The 20,932-nt window shown below is 68.2% G+C and carries 13 protein-coding genes; 4 read left to right on the plus strand and 9 right to left on the minus strand.

Features of this window, described 5'->3' with window-relative positions; all coding sequences use genetic code 11:
* The first annotated feature begins 347 nt into the window (after positions 1-347).
* The 3 genes from HLH25_RS01705 to HLH25_RS01715 are packed head-to-tail and all read left to right on the plus strand — an operon-like array spanning position 348 to position 3,033.
* Entirely contained in the window at positions 348-1,280 is a 933-nt protein-coding gene (locus HLH25_RS01705; RefSeq protein WP_246401034.1) for an ABC transporter substrate-binding protein, read from the plus strand.
* Positions 1,277-2,293, plus strand: coding sequence for a FecCD family ABC transporter permease (locus tag HLH25_RS01710; RefSeq protein ID WP_182972438.1), 1,017 nt, complete (start codon positions 1,277-1,279; stop codon positions 2,291-2,293). Before HLH25_RS01705 ends, HLH25_RS01710 begins: the two co-directional genes overlap by 4 nt.
* The gene (locus HLH25_RS01715) at positions 2,290-3,033 is read left to right on the plus strand and encodes an ABC transporter ATP-binding protein (protein ID WP_182972439.1); all 744 of its coding nucleotides are present in this window, start codon (positions 2,290-2,292) and stop codon (positions 3,031-3,033) included. Before HLH25_RS01710 ends, HLH25_RS01715 begins: the two co-directional genes overlap by 4 nt.
* Here HLH25_RS01715 and HLH25_RS01720 read toward each other — a convergent pair.
* The 9 genes from HLH25_RS01720 to HLH25_RS01760 all read right to left on the minus strand — a co-directional run bounded on the left by HLH25_RS01720 (position 3,005) and on the right by HLH25_RS01760 (position 19,405).
* On the minus strand, positions 3,005-5,296 hold the full coding sequence (locus HLH25_RS01720) for a GH92 family glycosyl hydrolase (protein ID WP_182972440.1): 2,292 nt from the start codon (positions 5,294-5,296) through the stop codon (positions 3,005-3,007). The two genes, HLH25_RS01715 and HLH25_RS01720, sit on opposite strands and share 29 nt — an antisense overlap.
* A 66-nt stretch (positions 5,297-5,362) precedes the next feature.
* Positions 5,363-6,298, minus strand: a complete 936-nt coding sequence (locus HLH25_RS01725; protein ID WP_182972441.1) for an ABC transporter substrate-binding protein — start codon at positions 6,296-6,298, stop codon at positions 5,363-5,365.
* Positions 6,295-6,927 (minus strand): ANTAR domain-containing response regulator, encoded by a 633-nt coding sequence (locus HLH25_RS01730; protein WP_246400975.1) that lies wholly within the window; start codon positions 6,925-6,927, stop codon positions 6,295-6,297. The genes HLH25_RS01725 and HLH25_RS01730 overlap by 4 nt, the downstream gene beginning before the upstream one ends.
* Complete coding sequence (locus HLH25_RS01735; RefSeq protein WP_182972442.1) at positions 6,927-10,886, minus strand: bifunctional nitrate reductase/sulfite reductase flavoprotein subunit alpha; 3,960 nt, start codon at positions 10,884-10,886, stop codon at positions 6,927-6,929. Before HLH25_RS01735 ends, HLH25_RS01730 begins: the two co-directional genes overlap by 1 nt.
* Before the next feature lie 6 nt (positions 10,887-10,892).
* The gene (gene nirB / locus HLH25_RS01740) at positions 10,893-13,787 is read right to left on the minus strand and encodes a nitrite reductase large subunit NirB (RefSeq protein ID WP_182972443.1); all 2,895 of its coding nucleotides are present in this window, start codon (positions 13,785-13,787) and stop codon (positions 10,893-10,895) included.
* An 82-nt stretch (positions 13,788-13,869) separates the two neighbouring features.
* Entirely contained in the window at positions 13,870-15,501 is a 1,632-nt protein-coding gene (locus tag HLH25_RS01745; RefSeq protein WP_182972642.1) for an alginate export family protein, read from the minus strand.
* 66 nt (positions 15,502-15,567) lie between these two features.
* The gene (locus HLH25_RS01750) at positions 15,568-16,788 is read right to left on the minus strand and encodes a nitrate/nitrite transporter (protein WP_182972444.1); all 1,221 of its coding nucleotides are present in this window, start codon (positions 16,786-16,788) and stop codon (positions 15,568-15,570) included.
* A 212-nt stretch (positions 16,789-17,000) separates the two neighbouring features.
* Positions 17,001-18,203: a sensor histidine kinase gene (locus HLH25_RS01755; RefSeq protein WP_220791644.1), complete on the minus strand. Its 1,203-nt coding sequence runs from the start codon at positions 18,201-18,203 to the stop codon at positions 17,001-17,003.
* A complete protein-coding gene (locus tag HLH25_RS01760; RefSeq protein WP_182972445.1) occupies positions 18,203-19,405 on the minus strand; it encodes a sigma-54-dependent transcriptional regulator in 1,203 nt (400 codons plus the stop codon). The genes HLH25_RS01755 and HLH25_RS01760 overlap by 1 nt, the downstream gene beginning before the upstream one ends.
* Before the next feature lie 204 nt (positions 19,406-19,609).
* Here HLH25_RS01760 and HLH25_RS01765 point away from each other — a divergent pair, with 204 nt between their 5' ends.
* Positions 19,610-20,932: an efflux RND transporter periplasmic adaptor subunit gene (locus HLH25_RS01765; RefSeq protein WP_246400977.1), complete on the plus strand. Its 1,323-nt coding sequence runs from the start codon at positions 19,610-19,612 to the stop codon at positions 20,930-20,932.

The raw sequence follows: 20,932 nt of genomic DNA on the forward strand, positions 1-20,932 counted from the left end.
TCCGGAGAACAACCAAGCTTCGGTGCAATCGCCTTGTAAGCCGCATTGTCGCTGGCATAGTCACCTCGGTGCTCTCGAAAAAGCCGAACTCCGCGTTCTCGAAGTTCAGCAGGATAGGCAGGGGTGAATTTCTGGGTCGTCATAGGGCTCATCCTTTGAGTGTTTTACTCTCCGGTAAACCCGGGGCGGTTCAGTAGATTAACGTGGGGTGACGGATCTGTCTGACGGGATATAGTCCACTGTCAAATAGAGGGCCGGAAATGAGACCATGTGTCAGCTTGCGGATTCTTGCTGTGGCTTCGTGGGTTGTCTGGCCTGCGATCGGGCAGGGACGGACAGTCGTGGATATGGTGGGGCGGAGTGTGGTTGCGCCGGATCACCCAGTCCGGATCGCCGATCTGTGGTTTGCGCACAATGCCGTGACGATCATGTTGGGTGCCGGCGGGCGTATCGCCGTGACCAACGACCTGCCGGAGACGCGGCCGTGGATGTATCGCGTGGCACAGGAACTGCATCGGGCTACGGGTGTGGTCGGGGCGGTGCCGAATGTGGAGATGTTGCGCCATGCCGGTGTGGATGTCGCGTTCGTCTCCAATGGTTCACTGGCTTTGGAGCCGATGCGGCGGATCGGGCTGCCGGTGGTGCAGGCGGGATTTACCGATGAGACGTCGTTGCGGCAGGCGGTGGCGTTGACGGCGGAGGTGCTGGGTGATCCGCGCGCTCATGAGATTGCCGGGCGCTATGTGGCGATGCTGGATGCGACGCGGGACCGGGTGGCGGCGGCGGTGACTGACATACCGCAGTCCCGCCGTCCGCGTGTGTTGCATATCCAGTCGTTGGTTCCGTTGAAGATTGACGGTACACACACGATTATCGACGAGTGGATCACACGGGCTGGTGGGCGGAACGCGGCCGATATTTCTGGCAATATGCACCCAGTTTCCGTTGAACAGATCGCGGTATGGGATCCAGACATTATCATTCTGGGGAGCGATGCTGGCGTGTTTGATCCCGCCGCTGCCCAATGGGCCGGGCTGCGCGCGGTGCGAGGGGAGCGGGTCTATCGCAATCCGGCGGGGGTGTTTCCATGGGACCGCTATGGAGTGGAATTTCCGCTCCAGCTTCTGTGGACGGCGCAAATCCTATATCCGGATCGTTTCGCGAAGCTAGATATGATATCTGAAACGACCCGATTTTATCATGATTTTTTTGGATATGACCTGCCTGCCTCCGATGCGGCGCGCATCCTGGCAGCCAAGGGACCTGATAGCGCACCATGAATGTATGGCGCGAGCGCGCGCTGTGGGGTGTGGCGCTGGGGGGATTGCTGGTACTTGTCGTGGTGTCACTGGGACTTGGTCGGTACCGAGTGCCGCAGGGTGAACTGATGACGGTGCTGCTGGGCCGTGACGGGGCGATGCCCGAGACGCGGCGGACTCTGTTGCATTCCATTCTGTTCGCGACGCGTTTGCCACGGGTGGCCGGCGCGGTGGTTGTGGGGGCTGCCTTGTCGGTTTCGGGGGCGGGTTTTCAGGCGGTGTTTCGTAATCCGCTGGTCTCGCCTGGGCTGCTTGGGGTGTTGGCGGGGGCGGGGTTTGGGGCTGCGCTGGGGATCGTGGGCGGGGCTTCGCCTATGGGCATGCATCTGCTGTCATTCGCGGGAGGGGCTGTTGCCGTTGCGGCGGCGGTGGGGGTGGCGCGGCTGTTTGATGCGGCGTCGATGCTGATGCTGGTGTTTGGCGGATTGGTCAGCACGGCGCTGTTTACCGCGCTGCTGTCGCTGCTGAAATATGTGGCCGATCCTGATAAGCAATTGCCAGATATCGTTTTTTGGTTGTTAGGTAGCCTGACGCAGGCGACGGAAGCCGATGTGGTCGTGATGGCGGTTCCGGTCGCGATCGGCGTTGTGGGACTTACGCTTTGTGGGCGGATGCTGGATGCATTGGCCATGGGTGATGACGAGGCGCGGACCCTTGGCGTGCCGGTTGGGGTGTTGCGTTATGGGGTGATCGCGGTTGCGACCGTGTTGTCGGCGGTGACCGTGTCCGTGGCGGGGATGATTGGTTGGATCGGGTTGATCGTGCCGCATGTCGCTCGGTTGCTGGCGGGGCCGTGCAATGCGCGGGTATTGCCGCTTAGTGCCTGTATTGGCGGCATATTTCTGCTGGTTTGCGATGATCTGGCGCGGTGCGTGTCGGTGGAGGAGATACCTATCGGGCTGATCGCGGACCTGCTGGGGGTTGGTGTGTTTCTCTGCGTGCTGCGGCTGATCCGGCGTGGGTGGGTGGAATGACCGAACTGGTGGTTGACCGCCTCTCATTCGCGCGGGGTGGGCGAGGGGTGTTGGAGGGGATCTCGTTCGCGATAAGGGGGGGCGAGATGGTTGCGCTGCTGGGGCCGAACGGGACGGGCAAGACCACTTTGCTGCGGCTGGTCCTGCGGCTGTTGCAGCCCGTGTCGGGGCGGGTGCTGCTCGACGGGCGGTCCATTTCGGGTATGACACGACGCGCGCTGGCGACCCATCTGGCGTACGTGCCGCAGGGGCATGGGGTCGTCTTTCCCTATCGGGTGCGCGATGTGGTGGCGTTGGGGCGGTTGGCCGGCGGGACGATGCTGGCGCCGGTTGTGCCGGCGGCGGATCGTGAGGCCGCCGAACAGGCGTTGGCGAGGCTTGCCGTGGGCCATCTGGCGGATCGGTCCTATGCCGCGCTCTCCGGGGGTGAGCGGCAGGCGGTTCTGATCGCGCGGGCGCTGGTTCAGGGGGCGCGCCTGCTGGTGCTGGACGAACCGGAGACCGGTCTGGATTACGGGCAGCAGCAGCGCCTGTCCGACCTGCTGCGCCGGTTGGCGGCCGAGGGCTATGGCATTCTGGCCACGACGCACGACCCGTTGCGCGCCGCGCGGATTTTTGGCCGCGCGATCCTGATGCGTGAAGGGCGGATCGTCGCTGACGGGCCGGCCGGCGACATATTGTCGGCTCGGGCGATTGCGGACCTGTATGGACTCAAGGCTGTTTCGGCTGGGCCTGCATGACGAAATGCAGTGCGCCGCCCTTGAGGATGTCGGCATGTCGCAGGTGCAGCAGGTCCTGCGGCTTGCCGTTGAGGGTTACGGACGCGACATAGGGGTGATCCGCGTCCAGATGGTCGGCCGTCATGGTGAAGGTGCGGCCATGGGGCAGGTGGATCACCGCTTTTGACAGGAACGGGCGGCCGATCGTGTAGTCGTTGCTGCCGGGTGCGACGGGATAGAAGCCCAGCGCGGTGAACAGGTACCACGCCGATGTCTGGCCCAGATCGTCATTGCCGGCCAGGCCGTCGGGATGGGCGTTGTACTGGCTCTCCATGATCTGGCGTAGGCGCTGCTGCGTCTTCCATGGGGCGCCGGCATAATCGTAGAGATAGGCGATGTGGTGGCTCGGCTCGTTGCCGTGGGCGTACCAGCCGATCAGGCCGCTGATATCCTCGACATTTTTGAATTGCGCGGGATCGACTTTCGTATCGAACAGCTCGTCCAGCTTTGCGATGAAGGTCGCGTTGCCGCCAATGGTCGCGATCAGGCCGGGAACGTCCTGCGGTACGAACCACAGATATTGCCACGCATTGCCCTCGGTATAGTCGCTGCCATAGGCCGCAGCGGTGGGGTCGAAGGGCGTGTGGAATGCGCCGGTGCTCAGGCGGGCGCGGAGGAAGCCGGTCTTGGGGTCCCACTCGTTGCGCCAGTTGCCGGCGCGTTTCTCAAATTCTTCCGCAATGTGCGTCTTGCCCATCGCGCGGGCCATCCGGGCGAGGGACCAGTCGTCATAGGCGTATTCCAGTGTCTTGGAGCCGGCTTCGGCTTCCTTGTCGATCGGGACGTAGCCCAGCTTGATGTAGTCCGTCAGGTCGCCGTAGACGGGTGACGTTGCGGAGGCGACCATGGCATTCAATGCGGCGTCCGCGTCGAAGCCGCGTACGCCGGCGAGATAGGCGTCCGCGATGATCGGCACGGCGTGGTAGCCGGTCATGCACCATGTCTCCAGCCCCTGATAGGACCAGACCGGCAGGACGCCCACCGGGCTGGCCTGCTGGGCCGCGATCAGCGAACGCACGAACTGCGTGCTCATGTCCGGGCGCAGCAGGGCCATGAGCGGTTGCTGGGCGCGATAGACATCCCAGGTGGACCATGTGGAGTAGAAGCCGAAGCCCCGCGCCTTGTGGATCTCCTGATCCGGGCCGCGATAGTCGCCGTTGGTGTCCATGCTCAGGGTCGGGGCGAGCATGGCGTGATAGAGCGCGGTGTAGAACTGCGTCTGCTGGTCCGGCGTGCCGGAGGCTTCGATGACCGACAGGGCGCGGTTCCATGCGGCGGTGGCGTCGGCGTGGCGGGCGTCGAAATCCCAGCCCTGGCCTTCGGCATCGAGATTGGCGATGGCGTTCGTTTCGCTGACGGGAGAGATCGCGACTTTGACTTCCAGCGGGCCATTCAGCTTGCCGAAATCGAAGACCGCTTCGACCGCGCGGCCGTTTTGCACGGTCTGATCTGTTGGCGCGTTGCCCGGCCCGCGAAAGCCGCGATAGGGCACGTTGGTTTCCCGATTGTAGAGCATGCGGGCGGTCGTCGGGCGGGAGAAGCGCATTGCAAAGCAGAGGGTGCGCCCCGGTGCCCAGCCGCGCGTGGTGCGGCAGCCTGTTACCGTGCCGTCCGCGCGCACCCGCAGCCGCGTCCACAGGACCTTGCCGGGATAGTCGTAGATGCTGGGCCGGAGATCCAGCAGCACATGGGCGGGTTTGTCGGCGGGGAACATGTAGCGGTGCCAGCCCACGCGCGGGCCGGCGGTGAGTTCGGCGCGGATGGCATAGTCGTCCAGCGTTACGGCGTAATATCCGGGATGCTCGATTTCGGTGGCGTGGCGGAAGCGTGAGCGATAGCCGCTCTGTGGTTTGGCGGGGTCGCCCGGTTCCATCCTGACATCGCCGGAGATGGGCATGAGCAGCACGTCGCCGAGGTCGGAATGGCCCGCGCCGGAGAAGTGCGTGTGGGAGAAGCCCATGATGGTGGGATCGTTGTACTGATAGCCGCCGGCCCAGTCATAGGCGTGGTGGAAGTCCGGCATCGCGGTGTCGGGAGAAGGCTGGATCATGCCGAAGGGCACCGTCGCCCCCGGAAAGGTGTGCCCCGGCCCGCCGGTGCCGATGCGGGGGGCGACCAGGGCGGCCGGGCCGCCGGCCGTCTCGCCGGCGGCCTGCGCGCGGCCCGATGCAAGGGCGACCGCCAGCATGGCGGACAGGCAAGACACAATCGGGAGACGCTTCATGAATGGATCTTGGCTCGGGCAATGGGACGATCTGGAACGGGAGTGTCGCACATCGTGCGCTCTTCCCTAAACCCCCAGGATCTGGCGTTCGTCTTCATCGATCCAGCCGAGATCGAGCATGTCCTGCGTGATCCATGCGAAATCGGGATGTGTGGCCTCTTTCGCGACGAAGGTGACGGGTTCGGGCGTTGTGTTTTCGTCCAATGTTGCAAGGGTCGCGCGGGCGGGCAGGGCGAGGCCGCCCTTCTCGGGTGGCTGGGCGAGTTCCTGCGCCAGGGCGTGCCGGTTGTCCGGCGCCCGGCAATAGGCCACGGCGTCGCGCAGGGCGGCTTTGACGCGGTCGGCCCTGTCGGCGATCCTGTCTGAAATGACGAGCAGTTTTTCGAGATGAAACGGCATGACGGTGGAGGAGCCGCCGACAAGGAAGCCGAGGCCGCGCAGGCAGGCTTCCGTGCCCCATGAGGGGCCGACGCAGCCGCCGTCGATGGCGCGATCGGCCAGGGCGCTGATCATATCGGCGGGCGGCATGACGACCAGCTCGATCCCGCTGTCCATCTCCACCCCGATCTGTCCGAGGAAACGGCGCAGGATGAGCAGGTGGGTGGAATACATATGGACCACCGCGAGGCGCGGACGGCGGCCGATGGACTGTTGCCACCGGTCGAAAGCCTGTCTGCCCTCCGCGCCGGCCGGCCATGGGGTGGCGAGCGGGTTGGTGCCGCGCAGGACCAGCGTGTTGCCGCCGCGACTGAGCGTGCAGAGCGGGCGCAGGGATGCGGCGTGGCCGCGCCGGCCGAGGGCCGTCATGATGGCGAGCGGCGGAAAGATTACGGCGGCGTCGAGGGTTTTCCAGGCCAGGCCGTCGGCGATATTGGACCAGGAGGGGGAGAGCACGATCTCGGGCGCGATGTCGTGCCGGGCGAACAGGCCGTGATTGCGGGCGATGACGACCGGCGCGCTGTCGGTCAGGCGCAGCAGGCCGATGCGCAGGGCACGGGTCATGATTCGTCACCCTGCCCATGGGCGGCGAGGTAATCGGCGGCGACGGCGGCGATGCGCCGGGATTCCTGCATGGCGCGGCGGCGAAGCCAGCGGTAAGCCTGATCCTCGGTGGTGTTTTCGGTCTTCATGAAAAGTCTCTTCGCCTGGTCGATGCGTTTCTGTTCCGCCAGTTTGCGCTGGGCTTCGGTCAGTTCGCCGCGCGTGCGCTTGAAGCGGGAATAGAGGGCGATGGCGGCGCGCAGCAGGGGTTTGACGTCGTCGGGCGGTGCTTCCAGGACGTTATAGGAGCAGATGCCGATATCGAAGGCGGTTTCCATCAGGTCCACGTCGTCCCTGTCGACGAACAGGGCGACGGGGCGTTCGAGCGCCGGCTGGGTGAGGGCGCGGATGCTGTCCAGCGCGTCGCGGTCCGCGCGGCCCATATCGACCAGCACCACGTCCGGATGATGCTGCCGCACGGCGTCGATCAGGGCGGTGCCGGCGGGGACGGACAGCACGCGCAGGGAGGGATCGGCCCGGAGATCGTCCGACAGGGCCCGCGCGCGGCGCGTGTTCGCGTCGGCGACCAGGACGGTCATCGGCGGGCGGGCCGTGCGGCCCAGGGGATCGGACGGGTTGTCAATCGGCATCAATAGACATCGCGCAGATAGCGGCTCTCCCGCGTCAGTGCGGTCATGAAACTGGTGGCGTCCGAGGTGGACAGGCCCCCATGACGGGCGACGATCCTGTGCAGGGCGGCATCGACATCCCGTGCCATGCGGGCGGCGTCACCACAGACATACACGAAGGCGCCGGCCCGCAGCCAGTCCCACAATTCCGCTCCGGCTTCCTCCATGCGGTCCTGTACGTAGACGCGCGCCGACTGGTCGCGCGAGAAGGCGGTGTCCAGCCGGGTCAGGCAGCCGTCGGCGCGGAAGGACTCCAGCTCCTGCCGGTAATAGAATCCCTGGTCCGCATGGCGTTCGCCGAAGAACAGCCAGTTGCGGCCGGGCGCCTTGCGGGCCGCGCGGTCCTGAAGGAAGGCGCGGAAGGGGGCGATGCCGGTGCCGGGGCCGATCATGACGATCGGGGCCTCGTCATCCCGCGGCAGGCGGAAATGCGAGGTCGGCTGGAGGAACACCGGCACCTCGCCGCCATCGGCAAGCGATGCGAGCCAGTTGGAGCAGAGACCGGGCCACGGGTCGCGATTGACGCCCACGGTCAGTTCCACGACGCGACCCGAGGCCCTGGGCGAGGAGGCGATGGAATAAAGGCGGGGCTGCATGCGCCGGAACAGGGGCGGGATGTCCTGCGCCGTGACCTTGAGCGCCGCGTCGCGCAGCAGGTGGGGAAGAAAACCGCCCTCGGCACAGTCCAGGGCGGCGCGCATGGCCGGGTTGGGGCGCGACAGGTCGAGATGGCGGCGCAGGGCCTCGCGGAGCCCCACGGTGCCGTGGCCGCGCAGGACGACCGGTGTTTCCTCCGGCAGGCGCAGGGCGGCCAGCGCGGCCTCGACATGGGCGGCCGGGTTGCAGGGCCAGATGCCCAGCGCGTCGCCCGGCTGCCAGGTGAGGCCGGTCGCGCCCAGGTCCAGGCCGATGCGGCGGGTGTCCTTGTCGGATGTAACCAAGTCGGTTGTGCCGGTGCACAGGGGCTCGTTGAGGACCAGGCGGGCGATGGCGGGCGTGTCGCGGGTGCCGATGGCGGGCGCGGAGAGGGGGGTGGGGGTTTTGGCCGTGATGTCGGGGGCGGCGTGGGTGCCGAGGGCGGTGAGCAGGGTGCCGCGCCATGCCGCCACCGTGTCGTCGAAATCCGGTTCGCAGTCCGTGCGGTCCAGCAGCATGGTGGCGCCGAGGGCGCGGAGGCGCGTGTCGAGCGCGCGGCCGAAGCCGCAGAAACCGGCATAGGAGGAATCGCCCAGCGCGAGGATGGCGCAGGTGAGGCCCGGCAACGGGGCCTCACGCATGCGCAGGGCGTTCCAGAACGGCGTTGCGCAATCCGGCGGGTCGCCGTCGCCGAAGGTGGAGACGACGAAGATGGCCCGGCCGGGGCCTGGATCGCCGGATTCGCACTGATCGAGGCAGGCGAGGGCGACCGTGTGGCCGGCCTCGCGCAGCCAGGTGGCGACGGTGGCGGCGAGGGCCTCGGCACGGCCGGTCTGCGAGGCCCACCAGACGCGGATGGCGGGTGGTGGCGATGCCGGGGCCAAGGGGGCCGGGGTGGCGGGATCGGGCGTGCCGCGGCTGTAGAGGCCGGCCAGCAGGCCGCCGACATGGGCGCGGGCCAGCGGGTCGAGCGGCGCCCCGGCGGGGAGCAGCGGCACGATGCCGGGGGCGGGTGGGGCGAGGCGCAGCCCTTCGAGAAAGCCGGCCAGCCAGGCTTTGGCGTCTTCGGCGAGGGCGGGCGGCGCGGGTGTGGCCAGGCCGAGATGCCGGGCGATCTGTCCGGGGGGCATGTCGTTCTGTCCTTCGGGCCGGAGAGCGGGAGGGGAGGCCGCGATGCGTTCCAGCGCGACGGCGCAGAGCTTGAAGCCGGGCTGGAGGGAGACGGGATCGACGGCATCGGAGGTGACGGCGTTGACGGCGATGTCGTCGCCGAAACGGTCGTTCCAGTGGAACGGGGCGAAGCAGGTGCCGGGGCGGATGGCCTGGGTGACGCGCGCGGGCAGGGTGACGCTGCCCCGGCGGGAGGTGACGCGGACGGCATCGCCCCGCTGGAGGCCGAGCGCGCGGGCGTCTTCGGCGGCGATCTCGACGAAGGGGCCGGGGTTGAGGCGGTTGAGGCTTTCGACGCGGCCGGTCTTGGTGAGGGTGTGCCACTGATGTTGCAGGCGGCCGCTGTTCAGCACGAAGGGGAACTCTTCGTCCGGCCATTCCTCGGGGCGCATCCATGGGCGGGCATGGAAGACGGCGCGGCCGTCCGGTGTGGCGAAGACGGGCGGGGCGCCCGGTGCGGGCAGGTAGCGGATGGGGTGGCGGGAGAGGGTATCGCCTTCGGGGGCCGGCCACTGGACGGGGCCGGCGCGCAGGCGGTCATGACTGATGCCGGCGATGTCGTAGCCGGTCGCCGGATTGGTGAAGCGGCTGGCCTCGGCGAAGATTTCGGCGGCGGAGGTGAAGGAGAAGCCGTCCGCGAAGCCCATGGCGCAGGCGACGCGGGCGATGATCTCCCAATCCGCCAGGGCCTCGCCGGGTGGGGCGACGGCCTTGCGGGCCAGCGTCAGGGTGCGGTCGGAATTGACCTGCACGCCGTCGGCCTCGGCCCAGAGCGCGCCGGGGAGCAGGATGTCGGCGTAGCGCGTGGTTTCGCTGTCGGCGAAGGCGTCCTGCACGATCACGCATTCGGCGGCTTGCAGGGCGCGGATGACGTGGTTGCGATTGGCGACGGTGGCGACGGGGTTGGTGCAGATGACCCAGCAGGCGCGGATTGCGCCGCGTTCCATCGCCGCGAACATCGCGATCGCGCCGTTGCCGCCGGCTTCGCGCACCGTGCCGGGCGGGAGGCCCCATTGCCGTTCGGCGAAGGCGCGGTCGGCGGCGACCAGCGCGCTGCGCTGGCCGGGCAGGCCTGGCCCCATATAGCCCATCTCGCGCCCGCCCATGGCGTTGGGCTGGCCGGTCAGCGAGAACGGGCCGCAGCCGGGGCGGCAGATCGTGCCGGTGGCCAGGTGCAGGTTGCACAGGGCATTGGTGTTCCATGTGCCGGTCAGGCTCTGGTTGAGGCCCATGGTCCACAGGCTCATCCACGCGCCCGCCTCGGCGATCCAGCGTGCCGTGGTCAGGATATCGGCGACCGGGAGGCCGGTGATGTCCGCCACCGTTTCGGGCGGGTAGTCGGCCAGGAAGGCGGGCATGGCGTCCCAGCCGGTGGTCGCCTGGGCGATGAAGCGGCTGTCGATGGCGCCGTCGCGGACCAGCAGGTGCAGCAGGCCGTTGAGCAGGGCGAGGTCGGTGCCGGGACGGATGGGAAGATACAGATCGGCCTTGTCCGCCGTCGCGGTGCGGCGGGGATCGACGACGACCAGCTTCGCGCCCGCGCGTTTGCGATCCATCAGCCGCAGGAACAGGATCGGGTGGCAATCGGCCATGTTCGCGCCGATGACGAAGAACAGGTTGGTACTGTCGAAATCCTCGTAGCTGCCGGGCGGGGCGTCGGCGCCGAGCGACAGCTTGTAGCCGCTGCCGGCGGCGGCCATGCAGAGGCGGGAATTGGATTCGATATACTGACTGCGGACATAGCCCTTCGCCAGCTTGTTGATCAGATACTGCGCTTCCAGCGACATCTGGCCGGAGACGTAGAAGGCGATCGCGTCGGGGCCGTGCGTGTCGAGGATGGCGCGCAGGCGCCGGGCGGTGGCCTCGATCGCCTGATGCAGCGGGGCGGGCGTGGCCGCGCCGCCGCGTTCCGCCCTGAGTGCCGCGTGGGCGAGACGCTGGGGCGAGGACAGGGGTTTGTCGCACGAACTGCCCTTGGTACACAGCCGGCCGGCATTCGACGGGTGCGCGGGGTCGCCGCGCACCTTCGCGATCGTGCCGTCTTCCACTTCGAGGATGAGGCCGCAGCCGACCCCGCAATAGGGGCAGACGGAGCGGATGTCTTCCCTGGCCATGCTGCCTCAGGCGGGGACGAGGGCCGGCGCCGCCGGGAGTTTCGCCCGGATCTGCACCGTGCCGTCGTGCAGGCGGGCATCCCATGTTCGCAGGCGGATGGCGGCGTCTTCCAGGCACTGGCCGTCTTCCAGGCGGAAATGCTGCTTGTAGAGCGGGGAGGCCACGATCCGCTGGCCTTTCAGGTCGCCCATCAGGCCGCGCCCGATGACGTTGGCGTTGGAGAACGGATCGTGGTTGTCGATGGCGTAGACATGGGCGGGCGCGCCGTCCGTTTCGGGCAGGTAGAACAGGGCGATCTGGCTGCCGTCGTGCCAGGCCACGACGCCGGAGCGGGGCACCAGGTCGGTCTGGCCGCACAGGTCGGTCCAGTCGGCGGGGCCGGCTTCGGGCGCGGTTTCCGGCAGGTTGTCGGCGGGGCGGACCTGATCGCGTTCCGGCAGGGTGCGGATATTGGGGTCCGGGCGGGTATCGTTGACGAAGGTGCGGAACCGCTTGAGCTTGTCGCGGTCGTTCAGCGCGTCGCGCCATTCGCAATGATAGTGGTCCACCACCGATTGCATCTGGCGTTCCAGCTCGGCACAGATGCCCAGTGAATCGTGGATGATGACATCGCGCAGATAGTCCAGCCCGCCTTCGAGATTTTCCCGCCAGACGGAGGTGCGCTGGAGCTTGTCCGCCGTGCGGATATAGAACATCAGGAAACGGTCGATGTAGCGGACCAGCGTTTCGGCATCGAGGTCGGTCGCGAACAGTTCGGCGTGCCGGGGGCGCATGCCGCCATTGCCGCAGACATAGAGGTTCCAGCCGTTTTCGGTGGCGATGATGCCGACATCCTTGCTCTGCGCCTCGGCGCATTCGCGCGTGCAGCCGGAGACCGCGAATTTGAGCTTGTGCGGCGAGCGCAGGCCCTTGTAGCGGTTTTCCAGATCCAGCGCCTTGCCTACGCTGTCCTGCACGCCGTAGCGGCACCATGTGCTGCCGACGCAGGATTTGACGGTGCGGGTCGATTTTCCGTAGGCGTGGCCGGTTTCGAAGCCGGCATCGAGCAGTTCGGTCCAGATGTCGGGCAAATGGTGAAGCTGGGCGCCGAACAGGTCGATGCGCTGGCCGCCGGTGATCTTGGTGTAGAGCCCGTATTTCTTCGCGACCTGGCCCAGAACGATCAGCCTGTCGGGCGTGATTTCGCCGCCGGCGATGCGGGGCACCACCGAGTAGGTGCCGTTTTTCTGCATGTTGGCCATGAACGTGTCGTTCGTGTCCTGCAACGGGATGTAGAGCGGGTCGGTGATCGGCTTGTTCCAGGCCGAGGCGAGGATCGAGCCGATCGCGGGCTTGCAGATGTCGCAGCCGAGGCCGCCATTGCCATGATGCGCCATCAGGTCTTCGAATGTCTGGAGTCCGTGCACGCGGACCAGGGAGTACAGCTCCTGCCGGGTATAGGAGAAATGCTCGCACAGGCTGCGATCGACGGTGATGCCGCGTGCTTCCAGGTCGGTCTCGAATACGCTCTTCAGCAGCGCCGTGCAGCCGCCGCAGCCGGTGCTGGCCTTGGTGTCGCATTTCAGGGTGGCCAGATCGGTGCAGCCCGCGTCGATGGCGGCGCGGATCGCGCCCTTGGTGACGTTGTGGCACGAGCAGATGGTGGCGGTGTCGGGCAGGGAGTCGGCGCCCAGCAGGTCCGCGCCGTCGCCGCGCGGCAGGATCAGCACCGCGGGGTCGGCGGGCGGTTTGATGGCGTTCTGCACATATTGCAGGATCGTATCATAATAGGAATTGTCGCCGACCAGCACCGCGCCGATCACGCGCGCGCCGTCGCCCGACAGGACCAGCCGGCGGTATGACCCGTCGGCCTCGCCGATGAAGCGATAGCTGCGGCTGTCGGCGGTCGCGCCGTGGGCGTCGCCGATGGAGCCGACATCGACGCCCAGCAGCTTGAGCTTGGTGGACATGTCCGCGCCGCCGAATGTGGCGTCTTCGCCGGCGAGAAGGGCGGCGACGGTGCGGGCCATGGCGTAGCCCGGCGCGACCAGGCCGAAGACCTGGCCGTTCCAGGCGGCGCATTCGCCGATGGCGAAGATCGCGGGATCGGACGTGCGGCAGGAATCGTCGATGACGATGCCGCCGCGCGGGGCGATGGCGAGGTCGCAGGCGCGGGCCAGACGGTCCTGCGGCCGGATGCCGGCGGAGAAGACGACCAGATCGGTTTCCAGAACGCTGTCATCGGCGAAGACGAGGCGGTGGCGGCATGTTTCCCCGGCCACGATCTCGCGCGTCGCGTGGCTGGTCAGCACCGCGATGCCCAGGGCCTCGATCCGCTGTTTCAGGGCCTGGCCGCCCGCGTCGTCGAGTTGCACGGGCATGAGGCGCGGGGCGAATTCGACGACCGATGTGGACAGCCCCAGCCCGGCCAGCGCGTTGGCGGCTTCCAGCCCCAGCAGGCCGCCGCCGATGACGACGCCACGGGATGCGCCGTCGGCGGCGGCGCGGATCAGGTCCAGGTCGTCCAGCGTGCGATAGACCAGCCCGGCGGTGCCGCTGTTGCCGGGCACGGGCGGCACGAAGGGTGTGGAGCCGGTTGCGATGATGAGCGTGTGGTAGGGCAGGGTGCCTTCGGTGCTCTCGATGGTCCGGGCGGCGCGGTCGATCGCCGTGACGCGGACGCCGCGATGCAGGGTGAGACCGTGGGCGGTATGGAAATCCTGCCTGTGCAGGGCCAGGGCGGCGGCGTCCTGCCCGGTCATGTAGGCGGTGAGATGCACGCGGTCGTAGGCGTCGTGCAGTTCCTCGCCGAAGACGTGGATGGCGTGGCGTTCGTGCAGGCCGTGCATGACCAGTTGTTCGGCGCAGTAATGGCCGACCATGCCGTTGCCGATGATGACGATGGTGCCGGTGCTGGTCATGATGGTGCGTCCTTCCGTCTTGCGCGCCGTCGCGTGCGCTGTGCCGTTGCGTGCGCCGTACTGTCGCGCGCGGGCCGTGTGGTCAGAATTTGAATTCCACGGTCTGCATGTAGAACACGCCGCTCTTCGCCCCCGCCTGGCGCATGCCGTGCGAGGCGGCGAAGCCCGCGATGTCGTGCGTCCAGGCCCAGTGCGGTGCGAAATTCCAGGCGAGCTGCGCCTGGGGCGTGACGCCGATGAAGCCGCCATGGAGCGTGTTGCGCCAGGAATAGATCTTTCCCGTGCCGTAGACGGCATCCTGCGTGCTCTCGCGCCAGAAGACCGGCACATGCAGCCGCAGGTGGACGGTGGAGAGCGGGGTGGCGGTGATGACCGGACCCACGCCGACGAGGTTCTGCGAGGTGACGGCCAGCGTGACATCGTTGTAGTATGGGAGCGGGAAATACGGCGTGGCGAAGGTGCCGACGGCGCCGTCCTTGCTGTGGTAGGAGCCCCCCGAGAACAGGTCGGCCTGGATGCCGAAGGTGGGTTTGCCGGGCAGGGTGCCGCCGTTCCAGTTGGCGACGCCGTTGACGGCGTAGGCGCGCACCGCGCGCGTCGGCCCCGCATTGCCCGCCGGGCGGAATTCGCCGCCCTGGAATACGCCCGTCAGGCTGGCATCGAAGGGGCCGGCGGTGCCCCAGAGGCGGGTGCCGATATTGTCGCGGCGGGTCGAGCCGGGCTGCGCCTTGCCGCTCTGCGCCGCCGGGAGGGCGGCGGCGGGGCCGTTGAAGAGATAGCCGAGGAAAAAGACGTCGGCGAAGATGTGGGTCTTCTGCCCCAGGAACGAGAAGGAGGGCAGGGCGGTCGATGTGTAGGCGCCGTACATCCGGGCGTTGTAGCTGGTGCCGTCGGCGAAGACATTGCGCGGCAGCTTGTTGGTCTGCATGAAATCGAACAGGTCGACGCGGACGGATTTCCAGACGGCGTAGCCCCGGAAACCATCCCATGTCTGCTGCACGTTGGGCAGGTCGCGGGCCGACTGCATGGAAATCGGCGCATCGAGAAAGACCTGTCGGCCGCCGATGGCGCCCATCTTCGCGCCGAGCAGGTTGCCCTTGACCTCCAGAATGCCCTGCTGGAGGTCGAGCCGTTCGCGCTGGGTGCCGGCCTGATAGCCGTAATAATTGCTGCCGCCGCCGACGCCCCAGAGAAATTCGGCGTAGGCGCGGATATGCTCGCCGAGATGCAGGTCGGCGCCATACATGGTGCGCAGCAGGATGCGGCTGGCGTTCGTCTTGCCGGCCGTGCCCATCATCGGCTGGTTTTCGAAGATGTAGCGCAGGCGTTCCTCGCCGCTGATCGACAGCCAGATATCGCCCTTGTCGGTCAGGCGGATATATTTGAGGCGATTGAACCAGTCCTGCCTCCGGCGTGCCGGAGAGGCGGTGGCGAGGTCGCTCCAGTCCTCCGCCCAGCGGGCCTGGCCGAAGCCGTTGACGGCGCCGAACCCAGCGGCGGCGCTTTTGGCGGCATTGAATACGCCCCAGTCGCGGGTATGGGGCGGTTGTTTGCGGGAGGGTGCGGTCTTTCCGGCGGCCGTCTGCTGGCTGTGCGCGGTCGGTGCCGCGTGGTCGGCCGGCGTGGCGGCGTGGGCCGGGCGCGCGAGCAGGGCGGCGGCCAGCAGCGCCGTGTTGGCGGCGCGGGCGGGCGATCGGACGGGCGATCGGACGATGGCGCGTGTCGGGCGCGCGCCGGTCTGTTCATGGGGCACGTTCGGGGTCCGTGTCTCGAAGGAGGATCAGAGGGCGGCGGGAAGTTCCGTGCTGTCGGGCAGCGGCCGGACCGATATGGTCTTCCAGCGTCGGCGGCAGACCGACACGCAGCCGAGGGCGAGCAGGGCGATGCCGGCGAAGGCGAGGAAGCCGGGGCCGTACGACCCTGTTGCCTGCCGCGCCGCGCCGAGCGACGAGGCGAGGTAGAACCCGCCCACGCCGCCGCTCATGCCCACCAGGCCGGTCAGGATACCGACCTGCCGGGGGAAGAGGGTCGGCACGAGCTGGAAGACGGCGCCGTTGCCCAGCCCCAGCACCAGCATCCCGGCGAAGAAGGCCGGAAAGGCCAGCCAGATGGTGGGCAGGCCGCTGCCGATCAGGCCGAAGATGACGGCGGCGGCGGCGTAGAGGATGCACAGCGCGCGGTCGCCGCCGACGCGATCGGCCAGCGCGCCGCCCAGCGGGCGGACGAAGGAGCCGACGAACACGACCAGAGCCGTGCAACTGCCCGCCACCGTCGGCGCCAGCCCGTACTGGTCGTTGAAATAGATCGTCAGGAAGGAGGCCAGGCCGACGAAGCCGCCGAACGTGACGCCGTAGAAGAACATCAATGCCCAGCAATCGGCTTTCCTGAGCACCGGCAGCCAGGCGACGAGGCCGGCGGAGGGGCGGCGGGGCGGTTCCTTGGCGAGGAACAGGAAGGCGCAGAGCACGGCGGCCAGCGGGAGGGTGGCGAGGCCCAGCACGTTCACCCAGCCATAAAGGACGGCCAGCCCCGGCGCGAAGAGGGCGGCGAGCGCGGTGCCGGAATTGCCCGCGCCCGCGATGCCCAGCGCCGTGCCCTGATAGTGCGGCGGGTACCATCCCGACGCGAGGGGCAGCGCGACCGCGAAGGAGGCGCCGGCCACGCCCAGGACCAGGGCGACGGGAAACAGGCCCGCATAGCTGTGGGGGGCGATCATCCAGCTTGCGGCGAGGCCGGCGATGACGAGAAGCTGCATGGCGATGGCGACCCGGCGGGGGCCGAAACGATCGACCAGCGCGCCGGCGACGACGCGGAATGCCGCGCCGGCCAGCACCGGTATGGCGACCAGAAAACCTTTTTGCCCGGCATTGAGATGCAGGTCATGGGCGATGGCGATGCCCAGCGGCCCGAGCAGAACCCAGACCATGAAGGACACATCGAAATAGAGAAACGCCGCAAGCAGCGTGCGCGGATGACCGGCTTTGAAAAATCCCTTGTCCACGGTGCAGCATCCAGCGTCCGCCTTGCAATCAGGAGGACGCGCCCTCTGCGGGCATGAAAGCCGTCTTTGACTTTCCGGTGTCTCGTCGTGTGGTTTCTGACCGCGCCTGGTCGATCCGTCGCCGTTGACGGAAAACCTGTATGGAGCGGACCTGTAATTATTATCGGACAAGAATGATATGGAGTCAAAATAATATTCCGCCGGGCGGGCTCCTACAGGCTGAGCAGGAACGCGGTGCGCCATGGCGTGTCGGGCCGGGATGGCTCCAGGGTGAGCGAGCCGCCATGGGCCAGGGCGATCTGGCGGGCGAGGCTGAGGCCGATGCCGCTGCCGTTGGGCTTCAGCGAGAAGAACGGGCGGAAGACCGCGTCGCGGTGGGCGTCCGCGATGCCGGCGCCATTGTCGCGGATGGCGATGACCATGCCGGTCGATGTGGCGTGGCCTTGGAGCCAGACGGTGGGGCCGGCGGGATCGGCGGTGGCGAGGGCGGCTTCCGCCGCGTTGGTGAGAAGGTTCAGCACGGCCTGTTCCATCTGCGCCACGTCGAGGCGCACGATGACGCGGCGGGGCGGCATGGTGGTGTCCAGCCGGATGCGGTGGCCCCAGCGGGCGCCGAACAGCGCGCCCAGTCCGCGCAGCAGGTCGTGCAGGTCGGTCGGGCGCGGGTCGGGGGGCGGCAGGCGCGCCAGGTCGCGATAGCCCTGCACGAAGCGGTCGAGCCCGCGGGTGCGGCGCAGGATGGTGCCCAGGGCCTCGCGGATCGTCTCCGCCGCCGCCGGGTCGAGCGGGGGGGCGGCCAGTTCGTGCGCCGTTTCGGCCAGCGAGATGATCGGGGTGAGCGAATTCATGATCTCGTGGCCGAGGATCTGGAGCAGGTCGCGCAGGGTGCGGGCGTCGGCGGCGTTCAGTTCCGCCTCGATATCGGTCAGGGCCAGGAAATGCGTGACGCCGCCTGACCCGCTGCCCTGCGCCACGGCCAGGGCGAAGGTGCGCGGCGGGGCATCCTGCATTGTGGGAATGCGCACGACGCGGCGTTCGGGCGACGGCGTGCCCAGCAGGGCGGCCGTGTCGGCGGGCAGGCGGTCCTCGGTGCCGAACAGGCGGCGGGCGGCGCGGTTGGCGGCGTGGAAGGCGCCGTCGCCCGTGCGGTAGAGCAGGGGGATGGGAGCGTGGTCCAGCAGGGCGCGGTTGCGCAGGCGCTCGCGGTCCGAGGGGCGGACGATGGCGCTTTCCACCCGCACGGGGCGCCGGGCCAGGGCGGCCAGCAGGCCGACATGGATCAGCGTTGCCGCCAGCGCGGCCAGGGTAAGCAGGGTGGCGGTGGCATAGAGGCCGGCCGCCAGCGCGCGCGGCGCCAGCAGGCAGGCGCCCGCGACCAGGACGATGCAGACCGCGAAGCTGCGGATGGCGCGCATTACAGGCCGTAGCGCGCCATGCGGCGGTACAGGGCGGGACGGGTGAGCCCGAGGTCGCGCGCCGCGTGCGAGACGTTGAACCCGTGGCGGCGCAGCGCGGCCTCGATCAGCGCCTGTTCGGACTGGGCCAGCGTGGGGGCGTCCTGCGTGTGTGTGCTGTCGCCGGGCAGGGGAGCGGCTGCGTCGCCCAGGACCACCATCCGCTCCATCGCCGCGCGCAGTTCGCGGATATTCTGCGGCCAGGGGCGCAGATGGAGGGCGTCGAGGGAGGCCGTGTCCAGCGCGGGTTCGGGCAGGCCGTGGCGGATGGCGAAATAATGCAGGAAATGCGCGGCAAGTGCGGGAATGTCGTCCTGGCGGCCGGCCAGCGGCGGCAGCGTGACGCGCACCGCGTCGAGGGGCAGCCACAGCCGTGGCGGCAGGCGGGCGGCAAGCTCCTCCGCCCCCAGGGAGGAGAGGGCGAGGATGCGTGGCGGGGCGGCGTCGTCCAGCCTGTCGGCCAGGGTGCGCTGGAGCGTGGGCGGCAGGGATTCGATCCCGCGCATGATCCAGGTGCCGCGTCCGGGGGGGAGGGTGGACAGGCCCTCGGCGTCGAGCATGACCGGTGGCGCGGTGTCGCCCGAGCGGGCATGGATGCGGCGGGCCAGCAGGGTCTTGCCGCTGCCGGGCGGGCCGGAGAGCAGCATGTGCGCGCGGGTGGGCGCGATGCGGTCCGCAAGGGCGACGGCCGTGCGTATCGGGCCGGAAACCGCGATCAGGACCGGTTCGCCGGTTTCGGAATCCGCTTCCATCGTTCCGGCCTCGCGCCGCAGGCGGTCCAGCGTGTCGTGCAGCAGGGTGACCAGCCGTTCGTTATGCCATGGCTTCATGACGAAATCGGTGGCGCCTTCGCGCATGGCGGCGACGGCGATGGCCACCCCGCTATGGCCCGTGACGACGATGACCGGCAGGGCGGGACGCAGCGCGTGCAGGTCGCGCAGCAGCGCCAGCCCTTCCGCCCCGGTGGTGGCGCCCGGTGCGTAATTCAGATCCAGCAGCACCAGGTCGATCGGGTCGGCGGCGACGCGGGTCAGGGCCTCCGCCGCGTCGTGGGCCGGGAGCACGCGAAAGCCGCGCCGTGTGAGCAGCAGGCGGGCGGCGGACTGGATGTCGGTATCGTCGTCGACGAAGAGGACCGTTGGCGGGTTGGCCGGGTCCGTCATGGTGTGGGTGCTCCCGATTCGTTTTGTGTCGTTTCGCGGTCGTGCGGATATCCGTCTTGACAGGCCTGCCCGGCTGTCCGGTTTCGGACAGTTTGTCCGCTGGCGGACAGGGAGAGGGAGTGATCCGAAAAACATCGTTGTTTTACAATGGGATAAAAATCCGTTCGGGTACCATACACTGTTTGCGAACGAGGGAAACAGAGCATGGACCGACCGATTTCATCCCCCGACGCCGTGCCGTCGCCGACCCGTCCGCTGCCCGGTGGCGGGATGGATCGGGCGGTGCGTCGTCCGCGCCACCATGTGCGGATGCGTCGCGCGGTGCGCTGGGGGGCGGCGGTGGCCGTGGTGGCGGCCGGGGCGATGGTGTGGCGGATGGTGCCGGCCTCCGGCACGCTGTCGGTGCGCAATGACCAGTTGACGATCGAGACCGTCCGCTCGGCGCCGTTTCTCGATTATCTTCCCGTGCGCGCCAGTGTGGCGCCGCTGCATGTGACCTATGTGGGCGCGGTGCAGGGTGGCGAGGTGTCGGAGGTCGTGGCGCATGACGGCGTGCTGGTGGCCAGGGGCGATATTCTCGCGCGGCTGACCAACCCGCAGCTTCAGCTCGATGTCACGTCCCGCGAGGCGCAGATCGCCAGCCAGTTGGGCGCGGTCAGCGCGCAGCGGCTGGCGTTGCAGCAGACGCGGACCAGCGAGGAAAGCCAGCTTGGCGAGGCGCGCTACAATCTGCTGAAAGCGCGCCGGGAACTGGAGATTCACGAACAGCTTCATGGGCAGGGGTTCGAATCCGACGCCAACCTGCAAAGCTATCGCGACGAGGCCGACTATGACGCGAACCGGGTGGCCCGGCTGGATGCGGCGCGAACGCAGGACATGGCGGTCGCGGCCCGCCAGAGCGACGAGATCGACCGCGAGGCGCAGCGCCTGCGCAGCAATCTGGCAGTGGTGGAGGACAGTCTGGGCGCGCTGGTGCTGCGCGCGCCGGTGGCGGGACGGCTGACGAATTTCGACCTTCAGCCGGGGCAATCGCTGAAGGCGGGTGACCGGATCGGGCAGATCGACAGCGAGGGGCAATATCGCCTCGATGCCGATATCGACGAATTCTATCTGGGCCGGGTCTCGGTCGGGCAGCGGGCGGATGCCGAGATCGGCGACGCCAAGGCGGCGATGACGGTGACGCGCGTGCATCCGCAGGTGACCAACGGGCAGTTCCGCGCCGAACTGACCTTCGACGGGGCGATGCCGGCCGGGTTGCGCCGGGGCGAGAGCGTGGATGTGCGGATTACGCTGGGTGAGACGCATCCGGCGCTGGTGCTGCCCAACGGCGCCTGGCTGGAAGCCGGGGGCGGGTCGGCGGCCTTTGTCGTGACGCCGGACGGGCATGGCGCCGACCGGGTGGCGATTACCTCCGGGCGGCGTAACCCCGAGCAGGTCGAAATGACGGGCGGGCTGCGCGCGGGGGACCGCGTGATCGTCTCGTCTTATAATTCCTACAAGAATTTCAATCATCTTTCGATTCACTGA

Source organism: Gluconacetobacter dulcium (assembly GCF_014174165.1).
Classification (GTDB): domain Bacteria; phylum Pseudomonadota; class Alphaproteobacteria; order Acetobacterales; family Acetobacteraceae; genus Gluconacetobacter; species Gluconacetobacter dulcium.

Coding starts and splice junctions, on each gene's coding strand:
- HLH25_RS01715 (WP_182972439.1), top strand. CDS start 2,290: ATGACCGAACTGGTGGTTGACCGCCTCTCATTCGCGCGGGGTGGGCGA.
- HLH25_RS01765 (WP_246400977.1), top strand. CDS start 19,610: ATGGACCGACCGATTTCATCCCCCGACGCCGTGCCGTCGCCGACCCGT.
- HLH25_RS01760 (WP_182972445.1), bottom strand. CDS start 19,405: ATGACGGACCCGGCCAACCCGCCAACGGTCCTCTTCGTCGACGACGAT.
- HLH25_RS01710 (WP_182972438.1), top strand. CDS start 1,277: ATGAATGTATGGCGCGAGCGCGCGCTGTGGGGTGTGGCGCTGGGGGGA.
- nirB (WP_182972443.1), bottom strand. CDS start 13,787: ATGACCAGCACCGGCACCATCGTCATCATCGGCAACGGCATGGTCGGC.
- HLH25_RS01735 (WP_182972442.1), bottom strand. CDS start 10,886: ATGGCCAGGGAAGACATCCGCTCCGTCTGCCCCTATTGCGGGGTCGGC.
- HLH25_RS01730 (WP_246400975.1), bottom strand. CDS start 6,927: ATGCCGATTGACAACCCGTCCGATCCCCTGGGCCGCACGGCCCGCCCG.
- HLH25_RS01755 (WP_220791644.1), bottom strand. CDS start 18,203: ATGCGCGCCATCCGCAGCTTCGCGGTCTGCATCGTCCTGGTCGCGGGC.
- HLH25_RS01725 (WP_182972441.1), bottom strand. CDS start 6,298: ATGACCCGTGCCCTGCGCATCGGCCTGCTGCGCCTGACCGACAGCGCG.
- HLH25_RS01705 (WP_246401034.1), top strand. CDS start 348: ATGGTGGGGCGGAGTGTGGTTGCGCCGGATCACCCAGTCCGGATCGCC.
- HLH25_RS01720 (WP_182972440.1), bottom strand. CDS start 5,296: ATGAAGCGTCTCCCGATTGTGTCTTGCCTGTCCGCCATGCTGGCGGTC.